This window comes from Ensifer sp. 2TAB8 (assembly GCF_052115125.1).
In the GTDB taxonomy this organism is placed as follows: Bacteria; Pseudomonadota; Alphaproteobacteria; order Rhizobiales; family Rhizobiaceae; genus Ensifer.
This window is the reverse complement of the sequence record NZ_JBFRGB010000015.1, coordinates 61267-77216: the sequence shown is the minus strand read 5'-3', so window position 1 is coordinate 77216 and position 15950 is coordinate 61267. Positions and strand designations below refer to the sequence as shown.

Here is a 15950-nt window from a genome sequence, read left to right as displayed (position 1 = left end):
AGGCGGCGGAAACCACAATATGGAGGAGTAGCATGAAGAAACTCGTGATCGCCCTGGCTTCCGCCACGGCCCTCTTGGCGTCGTCAGCCGTCGCGCAGGAAAAGATCAAGATCGGCGCAGCGCCCTACGGCCTCAACGCCGAATTTATGCAGATCTGGTCGGCGGCCCTCGAAGATCATCCCGCCGTCAAGAGCGGTGAAGTCGAACTGACCGTGTTTGACGGCCGCTACGACGCGCTGGTCCAGCAGGAACAGTTCAACACGATGATCACGCAGAAATTCAACGCGATCATCTTCGTGCCAATCGATATCGAGGCTGGCGCAACCGCCGTTCAAGCCGCACACGACGCCGGGATCCCGGTCGTCGGCTCCAACACGCGCGTCAACTCGGATCTCTTGACCGCCTATGTCGGATCGGATGACACGGTCTCGGGCTACATGGAAGCCAAGACCGTGCTCGACAAGATCGGGTGCAAGGGCAACGTCGTGATCATCGAGGGCCCGATCGGCCAGTCGGCGCAGATCTCCCGTCTCGAAGGCAACAAGAAGGCGCTCGCCGAGTGCCCCGACGTCAAGGTCCTGGAACAGCAGACCGCCAACTGGTCGCGTGCCGAAGCCCAGACGCTGATGGAAAACTGGCTCACGGCTCACAAGGGCCAGATCAACGGCGTCATCGGCCAGAACGACGAGATGGCGCTCGGCGCGATCGAGGCGATCAAGTCGGCCGGCCTCAAGGTCGACGACTTCGCCATTGCCGGCATCGACGGCGTGACGGATGCGCTGACGGCCGTCAAGGAAGGCACGATGACTTCGATCCTGCAGGATGCCCGCGCCCAGGCGCAGGGCGCGCTCGACATCGCGATCTTCCAGGCAAAGAAGGGTGACTACAAGCCGCAGTCCGACATCTGGGCGCAGTATCCCGACATGCCGTTCAACGACGGCAAGGACAAGGAATACAACGTTCCGTGGACCCCGGTCACGACCGAGAACGTCGACAAGCTGCTCGAAGCCCGCAAGTAACGCCAATGCTGGCGGGGCGGCTTGCCGGCCCCGCTATCCAACCGCCGAGGGACAACGACATGACCGAGACCACCCCCCAGATCGACCTAAACTTCCCGCTGACCGGCAAGGTCGCCCTCGTCACCGGCGGCGCCTCCGGCATCGGTGCGGCCATCGCCAGCGCCTTTGCCGCCAAGGGCGCCAAAGTGGCCGTGCTCGACATCAATGAGGATGTTGCGCGCGCAAAAGCCGAAGCGCTCGGCGGTGGCGCGAGGCCCTTCGTCTGCGACGTTTCGGATGCAGCCTCGGTCAATGCGGCCGTCTCGAGCGTGGTCGCCGCGTTCGGTGGCATCGACGTCGCCGTCAACAGCGCCGGCGTCGTCTACCTGGCGCCGGCCGAAGATCTGTCGCTCGACCATTGGGACAAGACCATCGCCATCAATCTGAAGGGCAGCTTCCTCGTCACCCAGGCGGTCGGTCGGGCGATGATCGCAGCCGGAAAGGGCGGCAAGATCGTCAATCTCGCCTCCCAGGCCGGCACCGTGGCGATCGAAGACCACGTTGCCTATTGCGCATCGAAGTTCGGCGTCATCGGCATGTCGAAGACCTTTGCGGCCGAATGGGGCAAGCACGGCATCACCGTCAACACGATCTCGCCGACCATCGTTCTGACCGAACTCGGCAAGAAGGCCTGGAGCGGTGAGAAGGGGGAAGCAGCCAAGAAGCGTATCCCGGCGGGCCGTTTCGCCTATCCCGAAGAGATCGCGGCGGCCGCCGTGTTCCTGGCGTCGGCAGGAGCCGACATGATCAACGGCGCCGATCTCCTGATCGACGGCGGCTACACCATTCTCTGACGAAGCACGACCCCATTACAGGAGACACCATGCAAAGGTTCATCAACAATCCCGACGAGGTGGTCGAGGACACCGTCAAGGGCTTCGTCAAGGCTCACTCCGACATCGTTCGCCTGGCTGACAACCCGCGCGTGGTCGTCGCCAAGGGCGCGCCGGTTGCCGGCAAGGTCGGCGTCGTCACCGGCGGCGGCTCCGGCCACGAGCCGGCCTTCATCGGCTACACCGGCCGCAACATGCTGGATGCCGTTGCCGTCGGCGAGCTTTTCTCCTCACCGACCGCCAAGAGCTTCCACGATGCCATCCGCGAAGCCAATGGCGGCAAGGGCGTCGTCTGCCTTTACGGCAACTATGCCGGCGACAACATGAACGTGAAGATGGCGACGAAGCTCGCCGCCAAGGATGGCATCGAGGTGCTGACCGTCGTTGCCAATGACGACGTCTGCTCGGCACCGCCGGAAGAGCGCGAGAAGCGCCGCGGCGTGGCCGGCGAGATCTTCATGTGGAAGATCGGCGGCGCCAAGGCGGCCGAAGGCGCAAGTCTCAAAGAGGTGCGCGCGACCGCGCAGAAGGCGATCGACAACTGCCGCTCGATCGGCGTCGGCCTTGGTCCCTGCACGCTTCCCGCCGTCGGCCATCCGAACTTCCAGATCGAGCCCGGTACGATGGAAGTCGGCATCGGCCATCATGGCGAACCGGGCGTACGGGTCGAAGCGCTGAAGACCGCCGACGAAGTCGCCAAGGACATGTGCCAGATCGTGCTCGACGATCACAACCTGGCGTCAGGAACGGAGGTTGCGGTGCTGGTTTCTGGCCTCGGGGCCACGCCGCTCAACGAGCTCTACATCCTGAACGACACGATCGAGAAGGAAATCACCGCCCGCGGCCTCAGCATCTACCGCACCTATATCGGCAACTACTTCACATCGCTGGAGATGGTCGGCGCGACGCTGACCGTGCTGGCACTCGACGACGAACTCAAGGCGCTCCTCGACGTCGAGGTCCGCTGCACCACCATCCTGTGAGGAAGGAAGCGCATCATGCAGACGTTTAGCAACGCCAATGCCGGCGCGATCGTGCAGTCGCTCGCAGAACGCATTATCGAGAACCGCGCCTATCTGAGCGAGATCGACGGCAAGATCGGCGACGGCGACCACGGCGTCAACATGGCCAAGGGCTTCGGCATGGCAGCCGACCGGCTGAAGGACAGGGAAACCACCCTGTCGGAGGCGCTGGACACGCTCGGCACCGTGCTGATGACCGAGATCGGTGGCTCGATGGGCCCGCTCTATGGGGTGATGTTCACCGAGTTTGCCGAAAAGCTCGACGGCGTGCCGGCCATCGACACGGCAGCCTACAGCCGTATGCTGCACGCGGGGCTCGAGGGCATTCAGTCGATCGGCTCCGCCAAGGTTGGCGACAAGACACTGATCGACACGCTCGTTCCGGCCATTGAGGCCTTCGACGAGTCTGTCTCGTCCGGCAAGAGCTTCTCCGAAGCCCTCGACGCCCTGATTGTCGCGGCCGAAGCCGGCCGCGACTCGACGCGCGACCTCGTTGCCAAGATCGGCCGCGCCAGCCGGCTCGGCGAGCGCTCCCTAGGGGTGCTCGATGCAGGCGCGACATCCTGCGCAATCATCCTCAAGGAACTTTCGCTTGGCGCCCAGGCGCGCCTCGCCTGACACCTGCGCGCCGCGGCGACAAGCTTGTCGCGGCCGATGACCTTCTCCCAGGGCCTGCGCGATCCCGGTGAATAGACTGGGGTCGCGCCCCGCTCCATGCGGTTATGAGGTTGCAAAAGCACGACGTTGCTTCCATCCTCCCGAGCCAAAACAGGGGAAGAAAAAGACCAGATGACGACCAAGACACCCTCTCCACGCAAGGGCGGCGCCAACCGCGGCGGTGCGAGCGATACGTCGGACGCAATCCCGCTGCGCTACGGCGATGACCCCTATGTGTGGGCTTGCTGGCTCTACTACGAAGACGGCATGACCCAAGGCGAGATCGCCGACGCCATGGGGGTCTCACGCGCGACGGTCAACAGCTATCTGGCGGACGCGCGCGAAAAAGGCATCGTCCACATCTCCCTGGAGCCGGCGCGGCTGGCTTCCTTGACGATCGCCCAGGAATTGAAGCGGCATTTCGGGCTGATGGACTGCCTTGTGGTCCCAAGCGATGACAACGCGCGACCGCTCATCGACCGGCTTGGCGTAGCCGCCGCACAGGCGCTTCCGAAGCTCCTGAAGTCCGGGGACACGCTCGCCGTCGCCTGGGGGCGCACCGTGCTTTCCGTCGGCGAACATGCGGATATTGCAGCGCTCCAGGACATGACCGTCGTCCAGGCGACTGGCGGCACCACCGCGACCTTTGCCTACACGCCCGAGCTCTGTGCGGCCGCAATCGCTCAGTCGGTCTCGGCGCGATGCGTCAACATCACCGCCCCGGCCATCGTCAAATCGCCGGCAATGCGCACCATGCTGCTGGACGAACCGCTGCTGCAGGAACAATTCCAAACGCTCGGGCGCGCCAATCGAATGCTCTTTGGCATTTCCTCGCTGCGACCAAACTCGACGATCCATACCAGCGGCTTCTTCGAATCCGTTTCGCTGCAGCACTACCTGGCGGCCGGGGCCGTCGGCGTCGTTGCCGGACGCTTTATCGACGAGCGAGGCCGACCGGTCGCAGGCCCGCTCGACGACCGCACCGTCGGTATCTCGCTCGACATGCTGCGCAAGATCGACACGCGCATTCTCGTTGCAGGCGGCTTCGACAAGGTTCCGGCCCTCCTTGCGGCACTGCGCGGCGGCTACGCCAACGTGCTGATCACCGATGCGGCAACGGGACACGGCATCCTTCGGGCAGACGGCGTTACGAGTCTCGATGCACGGCTATCCCAGAAGCCAAAGGTCGCGCAGGCGCCAAGCTCTTATCGAACCCACGTCAAGAAGTTCCTGAACAACCCGAACCAAGTGGTCGAGGAGATGCTCGACGGCGTCGTTCGCGCACATACCGATTATCTGCAGCAAATCAACGGCTCCAATCGCGCGCTGGTCGCGCGCAACGGCCCAAGGTCTGGGAAAGTCGGACTGGTGATTGGCGGCGGCACGGGCCACGAGCCATGCTTTCTCGGCTATGTCGGCAAGGGGCTCGCCGATGCCGTTGCCGTCGGCAATATCTTCTCCTCGCCGCCACCCGACCCGATCGTACAATGCGCAGCCGCTGCCTCGGGCGGCGAGGGCGTGCTTTTCGTCTACGGCAATTATGCGGGCGACGTGATGAACTTCGAGATGGCCGCGGAGATCGCCGAGGAGAAAGGCATCAAAGTCCGCACGGTGCTCACCACCGATGACATCGCATCGTCGCCGGTCGAAGACCGCGAGGGACGCCGTGGCGTTGCCGGAAACTTCTTCATCTTCAAGATCGCCGGTGCTGCCTGTGATCGCGGCCTGACGCTTGAAGCCTGCGAGGCGGTCACGCGAAAGGCAAACCTGCGCACCTACACCGTCGGCGTGGCGCTCGAGCCCTGCGCGATGCCGCAGACCCGAAGGCACAATTTCGAGATTGGGCCCGATGACATGGAGATCGGGATGGGCATCCATGGCGAACCGGGGGTCACGCGCGAGCGGATCAAATCCGCAGACGAAATCACCGACAGCATCATGGACAACATCTTCAAGGAGATGAAGGCCGCCCCCGGCGACCGCGTTGCCGTGCTCGTCAACTCCTTCGGCGGCACACCGATGATGGAACTCTACATCCTATTCCGGAGAGTCGCCCAAAGACTGGAAGCCAAGAATATTCGGATTGAAGCGAACTGGATTGGGCACTATTGCACCTCACTCGACATGGTTGGAGCTTCCATCTCCATTCTGCATCTCGACCAGGAACTGACCGAACTGTTGCGCCATCCTTGCGAAACGGCTTTCCTGCGTATCAATTGATATTCCGTCACGGGGTGCGGGCTACGAAACGCCACCCCCCGCGACGTTCTGGGAGGATAATCATGTCGGAAAATGCGGTGCGCCGCCTCATCGCTATGTTCGAGGCGATTTCTGCCGCCGTGGAGACCGAGAAGGATCATCTTTCCGAACTGGACGGCGCGATTGGCGACGCCGACCATGGCACAACGATGTCGTTGGGTTTCCTTGCGGTGAAAGCCGAACTCGCAAAGATCGACGTCCACAGTGCGCAGCCCTCCGATGTGATGGCGACGGCGGCTGGTGCCTTCCTCAACGCCGTTGGCGCATCGACGGGTCCGCTTTATGCGACCGCCTTTCGTCGCGCCGCACAGGCGCTTGCGGGCGCCAGTGAACTGAACCTTGCCACCGCAGCGGCCATGATCGACGCCATCGGCTCAGGCATCTGCGAGCGTGGCAAGGGCCAGCGCGGCGACAAGACCATGCTGGATGCCTGGCTGCCAGCAGCCGACGCCGCAGCAGCAGCACTCGCAGACAAGAAGACTAGAGCTGAGTTCTGGAGCGATGTCGTTGCCGCCGCCGACGCCGGAGCCAACGCGACCCGATCGATGGTGGCGGCCAAGGGTCGGGCAGCCCGTGTGCGCGAACGTTCGCTTGGCCATGTCGACCCAGGTGCTGCTTCCGCCGTTGTTGTTATCCGCGCCATGGCGGCAACCCTCGGCAGTTGAGCAACAACAGAGCGGACGCTACGGGGTCTACAAGGCGTGCACCGGTCGCGACGCCATCAAGGGGTGCTTCCTGGCATCGAACGATTGGGTGTCGAAAAGTAGCAAAGACCTTCGCGCAAGCTGCGGCAGACGGGCGAAGGCCACGTTCGCAAGTGCCCCGGCCAATGCAATGGGGGCACGGCTTCAGCTTGCAGTCATTGAATCGGCCAGGGGCGCGCTCCAGCTTTTGAGGAAGTATTCAACCCCGGGATCTATGAGCCTGCTGAGCGCAGCGCTTGAAGTCCGGTCGGTCCGAGCACATCATCACTACGCGTGGAGCGGCGAAAGTTGTCGAAGTAGAGCGTCCATTCGCCCTGGGATGCCGAGCGGTAGGGGCCGAACTTGAAATACTGCCGAGCGCCCAGCCCTTGTTCGTCATGGCCGATATGCCCTCGGACCGTCACGATCCAACGATCGTTGGCGAAGAGTTCGATATGCCCCGTACCATCCGGACCAGGACGGGTCATCACCGCAAAGTCAATCCAGCCACTATGCGGCGTCGGCAGTTCATTTCCTCTGGGGATGACAGTGATACGATCCGTGTAGGCGGTAAACAGGTGCCCGTCTGCTGGCGTCCAACCCGGGTCGGCGGCTACCAGTGCACGCATCTGCCGCTTTCCCGGACGTAGCCAAACCGGCGTGAGAACCGGTGCGCCGGTTGGCAAAAACCGGCCAGGGATCACGGGATAAGTGGTTTCAACGGTCGCAAAGAGCCGACCGCGAACCAAACGAAGTGCCAGGAAGGGACTATAGTCACCCCTGGCGTCCGGACCGATCTCGCGCTTCCATTGAGCGATCAGATGGCGGTGGTCCTGTTGCGGGATTGGGTCGGCAAACTTCACGGAAAAGCCGTACCAGACGGCCGTGTCATAGGGTACGCGCAGGGCCGTGCGTTCCCACACCTCCGCCCGCTCGCTTCGATGGTCTTCGCCGTTAAAGAGCGGTCGGACGCTTAGCTTCAACGCGCCGGCACTGCCAAACGTGACGTCGCGCTGAAACTCGAGTGAGCCTGCCCGTTGCTCGACATTGTCGCGATAGTAGAGCCCACCCATGGGCGAGAAGCGGTCACCTTCGAAACCGTCGACAAGATTGGCCTCCCAAGAGAGTGGAGCCGCGGCCTTGCCGTTCCCATGAGGTGCGCTACCAGCGCTATCCAATACCTTTGCCACATCCTCGACACTTGCAGGAACCGTCGTGAACCTGCGGTCAGAGATGTGATCGTTGCACCGGGTGAGGTATGTGCCGTTGATGGACTTCAATCGTCCGGTGCCACCGCACACGTCACAAGTGTGGTACGACCGGCCCGCTATATCGTGATAGATGCCGCCAAGCGCAGCGGTTGCTTCTGCCGACAGGCGAAAGTCATTCGTCGGCCTGAGGTAGCAGCGTAAACCACCCCATTTCTCCTCTATTTGTCGAATGTAGACCTTGGAAAGCAGCCCGCCTTTGCTGAGGTACATTTCGACGCGCCGTAGATACTCCTCGACCAAGCCGTTCCAGCCCGTGTTGACAGTCAGGAAAAGAGACCACGTCTCCTCGCTCGTGTCTGGATCAAAAAGTCGAGCATAGGTTTGACGAATGTGCGCGACGAACTCTGCATGCTTCATGCAGAGACCCTTTCCCATGAATCCGAGCTGGCTTGGATGTGGTTGCCCTCCCCGATTATTCCCTTCCCGCTGCCAACCCGTCTCAACTTGGCCGTTTCAAACTTCCGAGCCAGGCCGAACTGTGACGGCGTGTAGCTACGGGGCGCCCATTTGCGGCAAGGACAGAGCTGAGCGTGACGGTGCTCGGTGAGGCCTAGCCTACTCAGTGCCGAATTGATCACACGCTGAGGGTAATGAATGGGCGGCGTGAAGCCGCCCATTGCCAGCTTGCAATCAGCTTACATTTCTCACCGGCGGGATCGTCCACGTGCCGTCGATGATGGAGGGATTGGCCTCGTTCGGCCAATACAGGCGCATCATGAGGATGAATTTCCCCTTGGGCGCCGGCAGCCAGTTTGATTCCTTATCCGCTCCCGGAGATTCGTGCTGGATCAACAGGTCGATAGAGCCGTCCGGGTTGGCCTTGAGCGGCTCCCTTGCACTGATCGAATAACGGTTGAGCGGGTTGTCGACAAAGAAATACTCCGCGTCGTACATGGTCAGCGACCAGAAGCCCCCAACCGGCGGTGTCAGACCTTTCTTGAACGTCAGCACATACTTGTCGGACCCATTGTAGGCCCGCTTGATCAGGCTGCCTCCGGACTTCATCGACGTTGGGTAGATCGCATCCTGCGGCCGGTTTGCCCCAAGACCGATCGCGGTGATCAAGGCCCGCTGGACATAGTTGGTGCCGTAGATGCCGGTCTTCATTGTGAAGCCCCAGCCGTCGATGTCCTGAACGTCACCGTCGCTGAATTTGAAATGCAGCATGATGCGGGCAAAACCCAGCTCAGGGACGCGCTTTGCAAATGCGGGGTCGAACTTGGTCTTGTCGAAGTCCTTGCCGGGAACGATGCCCAGCTCGGCGAGCTTGGCGACGATCGGTGCATCGGCTTCGCTCGGCGGATTTCTTTTCAGGAGCTCGGCGAACAGGGTGAAGTATTCGACGGCATCCATCTTGTTGACTTGCGCGCGAACCGCGGTCTTCATGTCGACCGACGGATCGACCTTGCCCTTGGGTGGTGTCCAGTCCTTGCCCCATGCACTCAAGGGATAAAGCTTCACTTCATCCTGCAGCTTGTGAACCTCCGCGTAGTCCTCCGGAGAGCCCGTGCAATAGATGCGCCCAAGCAACCAGACGATGCTTGTCGGCGACTTGTATTCCTTCAGCCCTTCCGGCAGCGTCCCTTCCCAACCGGGGCCGGTCACAACGAAGGTCTGCGCCCCTGTACCGGTCGTCCGCTTTCCGGGAACGTCGAACACCGTCGTCCAGCCGTCCAGCATCGGAAACAGAGCATAACGATCCTTGAGGTCGGGCAGGCTGATCACCCAGGGTTCATCACCCACATCGAAAAATGCGGTCGTATAGAGCGTGTCGGCATTCGGCGCCGTCACGTCGCGGAATTTGGCATCCGGGTACTGGCGCAGCTTGATGACATGCCCCATCGGACCTCGGGTTCCCTTAACCTCGGCGACGTTGGTGATCACGCGCCGGCTGATCTCCATTGTCACAAGCGGATAGGCGTAGATGTAGGCCTCGACGGCCAATGCGAATTCGTCAAGACCTTCCGGCAAATTTGCCACCAGTCCGTCTTCGGCGTTCGCCGCCGACCCCATGGAACCGGCGGCCATCAGCCCAAGACCGGCCACCGTTAACTCACGACGCGTGATATTCATTACTATCCTCCAAAAACATCCTGTAACGAAACGCGGCTAGGGGAAAATCTGCGACCCGCCGCTTTTCCGCCGACGTCGGGTTGGTTGCATCGAGCGGCCACTCCTCACTGCATTATCCAGCATCGACATGCTCAATACGGCGGCCAAAAGGAAAGTAGCTTACAGTATCCAACGCCCCTGTTACGGTCGCGGTGTCGTACTCGCAGGCCGGAGACGACACGATGGCGAGCGCTGCCGACATCTTGTCTTTTGGGGGCTGTTCCACGTTTCCAGCTAAGGTTCGTTGCGCGCGGGGGAAGCCAAGAGTTTTTACATTGATTGCCGGAACATGGGTCGGCGGGACGAAGCTCATGTCACAAATCGCGGAACTCTCATCACGCGGAAAGATGAAACAATCGGCCCCTCATACCTCAGACGTTACATCGCACGAAGGGCCTCACAACCGTTGCCTTACAGAGAACCTACGAGTTGTTACAGGCGCTCGAGGAGGTACGGGCGTAGGCTCGGCGGGTCCCAATCATAGGAGCGACATATGAAGCATATCTTCGCCATGGCTGCCGCACTCACGCTGGCTTCAGGCAACGCCTTCGCAGAAGACCCGATCATCGGTAACTGGAAAACCGAACTGGGCGACACTGCGGCGATTTCCTCTTGCGGTGGAGGTTACTGCATCACGTTGAAATCCGGAAAGCATGCAGGCAAGCAGATCGGTACTTTCCATGGCAAGGACGGCAGCTACTCAGGAAAGATAACAGATCCGGACGCGAACAAGACCTATGACGGTTCCCTTACCGTTTCGGGTAACGCCCTGAAGATGAAGGGATGTGTGCTGAAGGTTGTGTGCGAATCTCAGACCTGGCCACGAATGTGAAAATAGAGGTTTTCCTCCCGCGCTAAACAAGCGGATAGAGCGTCTCCGACCTCTACGTTTGCAGCTGCTGCCTCCCCATCAGAGCTGCAAACGTCTCCATTGCCAGTGTCCACGCCCCCCGCCTGGCCTTGAGCCAACGTCGTTGCCGATCAGGGCTATCCGCGCGGCAGCCGCCTTCCCAAACACGATCGCAAACGGCACGCTCCGTCGGTCGGCGCTCACTGCAACTCGGCGCTTATTACGGCCCAAATTCGGTCTTAGGGTTCACCAGCCGCGACGGGACCCCCGCGCGATCGTTGTCCTCATCGCACGCACTCCCCGCAATCTCTCGCCATTCACTGTGTCGACGGCGAAAGTCCTTCAGGAATTGCCTGCGAACCGGCGTGAAGAATCCAGGCCTCCCTATTTCCGCGCGCGACGTAAAGTGCAGCGGCCACGGGGCTAGACGGTCATTCCTGCTTCAGGACCATCCCCCCACAACGATCACGATGCCATTTAATGCAACAACAAATCTCTGTTGTGGTCCGATGCGGTTTCTGGACGAGCAGAACTTGGCAGCGTAGGTTACATCAAGGAACGCAAACTAAATCTGTGATTGTCGCAGTTGTGTGCGTCGTAGGAGCGATTGATGGACACATTTGTGGCACACGGATCAGCCGGCATGGGGGAACCGCCAGGATCTGTACCAACCGCCGCAGATATTCGTGACCAACTTGCGCGCATCATTTCGAGTGCGGAGTTTCCAAAGGGAGGTCGCGGTCCGGCCTTTCTCAGCTTCGTCGTCGAGGAGTCTCTTGCGGGACGAGGGCAGCGTCTAAAGGGCTACACCATCGCGGTCGAGGTATTCAAGCGCGGCGAAGACTTCACCCAGGACGATCCGGTCGTCCGCATCGAGGCCGGGCGGCTGAGACGTGCGCTCGAGCGCTACTACCTCGTGGCCGGACAGGACGATCCCGTCAGGATAGATATCCCAAAGGGACGTTATGCGCCCTCGTTCGCCTGGAACTGTCCGATATCCCCTGGCTCCGTTTCTACCCCGGTCGACACGGGAAGCAAGCAGGTCGGTCAAGCTTGGCAGCGTCGCGGGTGGCTGATGTTGGGGCTTGTTGGCGTCATCAGTCTTGCCGCGCTGACATACTGGGGGAGCGAGCGAATAGTTGAGGCCGCGAAACGTGCCGGAGCCGCAAGGTCACCAGACGAGCCAAAGCTGGTGATCGCACCCTTTGCCAATCTTGGCGACGGCCCCAAGGCCCAACTGTACACAGCAGGGCTGACCGAAGAATTGCTCACCGCCCTGCCGCGGTTCAAGGAGATCAAGGTTTTCGGCCGCGAGACATCAAAGTCTCTCTCTCCACAGGTTGAGCCTTCCGAGGTTCGAGGCGGGCTCGGTGCCCGCTATCTGCTTGCAGGCGGCGTCAGGGTGGCAGGTTCTAAGGTCCGGGTGACGGCGCGCTTGCTGGACACATCCGACGGCGCAATTCTCTGGTCGCAGACCTATGACGATGACCTGACGAGCCGGGAACTGTTCGTCATCCAATCCGACGTCGCGAGCAAGGTTGCGTCCGCCATAGCTCAGCCTTACGGCGCTATCGCGCAGGCTGCGACAACAAACCCTCCCCCTGACGACCTTGGGGTCTACGACTGTACACTTCGTTTCTATGCGTATCGTTCAGAATTGAGCCCGGAGACCCATCTGAGCGCCAGAGAGTGCCTGGAAAGCGTCATTGCGCGCTACCCAGGCTATGCGACCGCGTGGGCAATGTCTTCCATCTTGTACCTCGATGAGGATCGCTTTCGCTTCAACCCCAGAAGCAGTCAACCGACGCCGCTTGAGCGCGCTTTGCGCTCGGCCCGACGGGCCATTGAACTGGAACCGGGTAACACCCGGGCGCTTCAATCCTTGATGATCGCATTGTTTTTCAACCAACAACTCGCAGAAGCGCTTCAGGTTGGCGAGGAAGCCTTGGCACTAAACCCGAACGACACGGAGCTGTTGGGTGAGTTCGGGACGCGGCTCGCAATCTGTGGCGAATGGCAGCGTGGCGCGGATCTCCTCGACAGAGCACTTGCGCTTAATCCCGGTGGCGCAAGCTTCTATCACGGAGCACGAGCGCTCGCGGCCTATATGCTGAACGATCAAGACAAGGCGGTGAGCCTCATCCGCAAGACGAACCTGCAACAGTTCCCGATGTTTCACCTGGTCGCGACCGCCATCTACGCCGACGCTGGATTGTTGGATGACGCAAGGCGCGAGGGAGAGATCTTCATGAAGATGCGTCCAGACTACGTCCCGAACATCATTGAGGAGCACAGGAAACGCAACATCCAGCCGATGGACAATCTGCGGATGATCGCATCGCTCCGGAAGGCGGGGCTTCCTGTGCCGAACGAAGAGGACGTCGCGGCGGAGATGTTGGCCGCCGCTGCAGCAAAACGCCCCTAGGGCTGTAGGCAGATCCTACAGTCTCCTCGTTCAGAACCTACCAGACGTTACGGGCGTTCATTCGCGGCTGTGTCTACAGTTTGCCGATATTAGCCGCCGGCCGGCGACTGATGCATGCCAGGCACCGAGAGGCAAAGGCCGATGATCCGCTGGAGTAAGAAAACCGCCCCAACCGCTGCACTCGCCTTACTATTAGGGCTGATTGCGCAACAAGGAGCCATGGCGGCAGAAGTCGAGGCAAAAAGCCTCCTCAAGGCGATGTCAGACTGTCTCGCTTCGCAAAAGGCGATTTCGTTCGCCTACGATTCAAACCTGGAATTCGTCACCAGCGACCATCAGAAATTGCTGCTGGCGAGTTCCGGCAAGATCGAACTAGGGCGACCGGACAAAGTGCGCGCCACGCGAACTGGCGGCTTCGCCAATGTTGAAGTGGTTTTCGACGGCAAGACGGTGACGTTGGTCGGAAAGGATATGAACCGCTACACCCAGGTGGAACTCCCCGGCACACTCGAGCATCTGGTCGATGCAATGCGGGATAAGCTCGGCAAACCCGTGCCCGGCGGGGACCTGCTCCTGCCCGATGCCTATGACAAGCTGATGGAGGGCGTAACCAACGTAAAGGACCTCGGCAGCGGCGTGATCGGGGGTGTCGAATGCGATCATCTCGCTTTCCGGGCGAAAGACGTCGACTGGCAGATTTGGATTGCGCAGGGAGAAACGCCTTATCCCTGCCGCTACGTGATTACCGCCAGTCAGATCGAGCAAGGTCCGCAATACAGCATCCAGATTTCGGACTGGAAGACGGGCGTCGATGTCGTGGCGGAAGACTATAGTTTCGTCAACAAGACCGACGCGAGGAAGGTGGAATTGAAGAATCTTGCCGACATCGACGAACTACCAGATCACCTGTCCATTGGAGGCAACAAATGACCGTGCTCGGGAGACTGAAGACCGTTCTGGTTATTGCCGCGCTGTTGCTTCCCGCGATCGATGTCGCTGAGCAAGCGCCAATCCTTGGGCTCTACGGTTTTGCCAAGCACGCCGAGGCTCGTGTCGGTCGCCCCTTGACGCCTGTCAGCGTCGCGGGCGTGGCTCGGCGAACCGTGAGACGCTGTGCCGTCGGCGTCTATTATTGCTAGAGCCAAGATTTCAGGAATCGGAAGCGTTTTGATCAAATCTGAAACCAGCGATGCACGCGTCGCTTCATTCTCAAGTCGCCTGCGCCGGATGATCCTTTGCTTGACGCTCATCACGGTTTCGGGATGCGGCGGCCACCCGAAGGGTGTTTTGACGCCCGTCGCCGAGACGTCAGCCGATGCAAGCCGGGTGGAGATGTTGATCACGACGACGCGTGACCGCTCAAAAGTGCCTGGAGAAATGTTCTCGGGCGAGAGGGCACGTGCGTCAACGTTTGCGGACATTACCGTATCCATCCCCCCTCTACGGAAGGTGGGTGACGTGGCGTGGCCAAAGAAGCTGCCCGCCAACCCGGCGACAGACTTTGCAACCTTGAAGGCGGATGAACTGTCGAAGGACGAGGCTAAGGCCTGGCTGAGTACTTCCGTCAGGAAAAGTCCCGACCGGAGCGTGCTCGTGTTCATCCACGGGTTCAACAATCGCTTCGAAGACTCCGTCTATCGTTTTGCCCAGATTGTCCATGATTCCGGCGTCAAAAGCGCGCCCGTTCTGGTGACCTGGCCATCGCGGGGCAGCCTGTTGGCCTATGGCTATGACCGTGAAAGCACCAACTATACCCGCAATGCGCTGGAATCACTGTTCCAGTATTTGGCTGCGGATAAGGAGGTGAAAGACGTCTCGATCCTTGCTCATTCGATGGGCAACTGGCTGACGCTGGAAGCGCTCCGGCAGATGGCCATCCGCAACGGACGCCTACCGGCAAAGTTCAAAAACGTGATGCTCGCGGCCCCCGACGTCGACGTCGATGTGTTTCGCTCGCAGATCGAGGACATGGGCGACCAGCACCCGCGGTTCACCCTTTTCGTATCGCAGGACGACCGGGCGCTCGCTTTCTCGCGCAGGGTCTGGGGTGATATCCCCCGGCTGGGATCGATCGATCCGGAGCAAGCCCCTTATAGGCAAGAGTTGGCGAACCACGATATCACCGTCATTGATCTGACCAAGGTGAAGGCCGGAGACAGTATGCACCATGGCAAGTTCGCGGAATCACCGCAGGTGGTCCAGCTGATCGGCGCCCGGATTTCTGACGGCCAAACCCTGACGGACAGCAAGATGGGCCTTGGAGATCATCTTATCGCTGGAACGGCCGGAGTTGCGGCAGCAGCAGGCAGTGCTGCGGGCCTGGTCCTCGCTGCCCCGGTCGCCGTTGTCGATCAAGCGACACGCGAAAACTACGTTCACCATTTGAACGGGTTAGCGGGCCCGTCGGGCAGCAAACCGGCGAACGCCTCCAAGGACTGTGTTTCAAATCAGAGCTTAGAACGCGCTCCCACGTGTCGCTCGCACCAAGACTGAGGATCAGCCCATGAATAGCTAGATCAATCTCGGCCTGGCGGCAGCGATCCTGGCATTGGTTGGCGGCAATGCGCTTGCCGCCGACATTTCCCCTCTTCTCACGAAAGATCAGCAGACCGTCGAAGGCCCGAGCGGATAGTCGTTTTCCGTTGCGCCATATGTTTGGATCGCAGGACTATCGGGAGAAACAAAGCAATTCGGACTAACCTTCGGACTGGTCAATTCTGTTCCAGGGCATGGTGGTTCTCGCAGAAGCAGCCACGAGGGACATAGACTCATTTGGAAAG

Annotated in this window: 14 protein-coding genes; 11 read left to right on the top strand and 3 right to left on the bottom strand. The window is 60.6% G+C overall.

The features are described 5' to 3' along the window. Positions 1-32: 32 nt before the first annotated feature. The 6 genes from AB4Z53_RS22890 to dhaL (AB4Z53_RS22865) all read left to right on the top strand — a co-directional run bounded on the left by AB4Z53_RS22890 (position 33) and on the right by dhaL (AB4Z53_RS22865) (position 6494). Positions 33-1019: a substrate-binding domain-containing protein gene (locus AB4Z53_RS22890; protein ID WP_223730490.1), complete on the top strand. Its 987-nt coding sequence runs from the start codon at positions 33-35 to the stop codon at positions 1017-1019. A gap of 59 nt (positions 1020-1078) precedes the next feature. After that, positions 1079-1852, top strand: coding sequence for an SDR family oxidoreductase (locus AB4Z53_RS22885; protein WP_113540299.1), 774 nt, complete (start codon positions 1079-1081; stop codon positions 1850-1852). 29 nt (positions 1853-1881) lie between these two features. Next, positions 1882-2874: a dihydroxyacetone kinase subunit DhaK gene (locus AB4Z53_RS22880; protein WP_223730488.1), complete on the top strand. Its 993-nt coding sequence runs from the start codon at positions 1882-1884 to the stop codon at positions 2872-2874. A 15-nt stretch (positions 2875-2889) separates the two neighbouring features. After that, positions 2890-3531, top strand: a complete 642-nt coding sequence (dhaL, locus tag AB4Z53_RS22875) for a dihydroxyacetone kinase subunit DhaL (RefSeq protein WP_441597817.1) — start codon at positions 2890-2892, stop codon at positions 3529-3531. A gap of 171 nt (positions 3532-3702) precedes the next feature. Further along, the gene (locus AB4Z53_RS22870; protein WP_441597816.1) at positions 3703-5790 is read left to right on the top strand and encodes a bifunctional sugar-binding transcriptional regulator/dihydroxyacetone kinase subunit DhaK; all 2088 of its coding nucleotides are present in this window, start codon (positions 3703-3705) and stop codon (positions 5788-5790) included. A 62-nt stretch (positions 5791-5852) separates the two neighbouring features. Further along, positions 5853-6494, top strand: coding sequence for a dihydroxyacetone kinase subunit DhaL (gene dhaL, locus AB4Z53_RS22865; RefSeq protein ID WP_441597815.1), 642 nt, complete (start codon positions 5853-5855; stop codon positions 6492-6494). 251 nt (positions 6495-6745) lie between these two features. Here dhaL (AB4Z53_RS22865) and AB4Z53_RS22860 read toward each other — a convergent pair whose 3' ends face one another. The 3 genes from AB4Z53_RS22860 to AB4Z53_RS22850 form a co-directional block, all read right to left on the bottom strand. After that, entirely contained in the window at positions 6746-7585 is an 840-nt protein-coding gene (locus AB4Z53_RS22860) for a polysaccharide lyase (protein ID WP_441597897.1), read from the bottom strand. Between the two features lie 828 nt (positions 7586-8413). After that, positions 8414-9856 (bottom strand): DUF1254 domain-containing protein, encoded by a 1443-nt coding sequence (locus AB4Z53_RS22855; RefSeq protein ID WP_441597814.1) that lies wholly within the window; start codon positions 9854-9856, stop codon positions 8414-8416. Positions 9857-9968: 112 nt separating this feature from the next. After that, entirely contained in the window at positions 9969-10208 is a 240-nt protein-coding gene (locus tag AB4Z53_RS22850; RefSeq protein ID WP_441597813.1) for a hypothetical protein, read from the bottom strand. Positions 10209-10388: 180 nt separating this feature from the next. Here AB4Z53_RS22850 and AB4Z53_RS22845 point away from each other — a divergent pair, with 180 nt between their 5' ends. From AB4Z53_RS22845 to AB4Z53_RS22825, 5 genes are all read left to right on the top strand, one after another. Further along, positions 10389-10727: a DUF2147 domain-containing protein gene (locus AB4Z53_RS22845; RefSeq protein WP_113540307.1), complete on the top strand. Its 339-nt coding sequence runs from the start codon at positions 10389-10391 to the stop codon at positions 10725-10727. Between the two features lie 628 nt (positions 10728-11355). Beyond that, positions 11356-13170, top strand: a complete 1815-nt coding sequence (locus AB4Z53_RS22840) for an adenylate cyclase (protein WP_441597812.1) — start codon at positions 11356-11358, stop codon at positions 13168-13170. Between the two features lie 141 nt (positions 13171-13311). Next, positions 13312-14100, top strand: a complete 789-nt coding sequence (locus tag AB4Z53_RS22835; RefSeq protein WP_441597811.1) for a DUF2092 domain-containing protein — start codon at positions 13312-13314, stop codon at positions 14098-14100. Beyond that, entirely contained in the window at positions 14097-14309 is a 213-nt protein-coding gene (locus tag AB4Z53_RS22830) for a hypothetical protein (protein WP_113540311.1), read from the top strand. Before AB4Z53_RS22835 ends, AB4Z53_RS22830 begins: the two co-directional genes overlap by 4 nt. A gap of 88 nt (positions 14310-14397) precedes the next feature. Then, positions 14398-15663, top strand: a complete 1266-nt coding sequence (locus AB4Z53_RS22825; protein ID WP_441597896.1) for an alpha/beta hydrolase — start codon at positions 14398-14400, stop codon at positions 15661-15663. The last annotated feature ends 287 nt before the right edge of the window (positions 15664-15950 follow it).

Excerpts from the sequence above, each read along its gene's own strand:
- AB4Z53_RS22890 (WP_223730490.1), top strand. The coding sequence starts at position 33 with ATGAAGAAACTCGTGATCGCCCTGGCTTCCGCCACGGCCCTCTTGGCG.
- AB4Z53_RS22885 (WP_113540299.1), top strand. The coding sequence starts at position 1,079 with ATGACCGAGACCACCCCCCAGATCGACCTAAACTTCCCGCTGACCGGC.
- AB4Z53_RS22880 (WP_223730488.1), top strand. The coding sequence starts at position 1,882 with ATGCAAAGGTTCATCAACAATCCCGACGAGGTGGTCGAGGACACCGTC.
- dhaL (WP_441597817.1), top strand. The coding sequence starts at position 2,890 with ATGCAGACGTTTAGCAACGCCAATGCCGGCGCGATCGTGCAGTCGCTC.
- AB4Z53_RS22870 (WP_441597816.1), top strand. The coding sequence starts at position 3,703 with ATGACGACCAAGACACCCTCTCCACGCAAGGGCGGCGCCAACCGCGGC.
- dhaL (WP_441597815.1), top strand. The coding sequence starts at position 5,853 with ATGTCGGAAAATGCGGTGCGCCGCCTCATCGCTATGTTCGAGGCGATT.
- AB4Z53_RS22860 (WP_441597897.1), bottom strand. The coding sequence starts at position 7,585 with ATGGGTGGGCTCTACTATCGCGACAATGTCGAGCAACGGGCAGGCTCA.
- AB4Z53_RS22855 (WP_441597814.1), bottom strand. The coding sequence starts at position 9,856 with ATGAATATCACGCGTCGTGAGTTAACGGTGGCCGGTCTTGGGCTGATG.
- AB4Z53_RS22850 (WP_441597813.1), bottom strand. The coding sequence starts at position 10,208 with ATGAGCTTCGTCCCGCCGACCCATGTTCCGGCAATCAATGTAAAAACT.
- AB4Z53_RS22845 (WP_113540307.1), top strand. The coding sequence starts at position 10,389 with ATGAAGCATATCTTCGCCATGGCTGCCGCACTCACGCTGGCTTCAGGC.
- AB4Z53_RS22840 (WP_441597812.1), top strand. The coding sequence starts at position 11,356 with ATGGACACATTTGTGGCACACGGATCAGCCGGCATGGGGGAACCGCCA.
- AB4Z53_RS22835 (WP_441597811.1), top strand. The coding sequence starts at position 13,312 with ATGATCCGCTGGAGTAAGAAAACCGCCCCAACCGCTGCACTCGCCTTA.
- AB4Z53_RS22830 (WP_113540311.1), top strand. The coding sequence starts at position 14,097 with ATGACCGTGCTCGGGAGACTGAAGACCGTTCTGGTTATTGCCGCGCTG.
- AB4Z53_RS22825 (WP_441597896.1), top strand. The coding sequence starts at position 14,398 with ATGATCCTTTGCTTGACGCTCATCACGGTTTCGGGATGCGGCGGCCAC.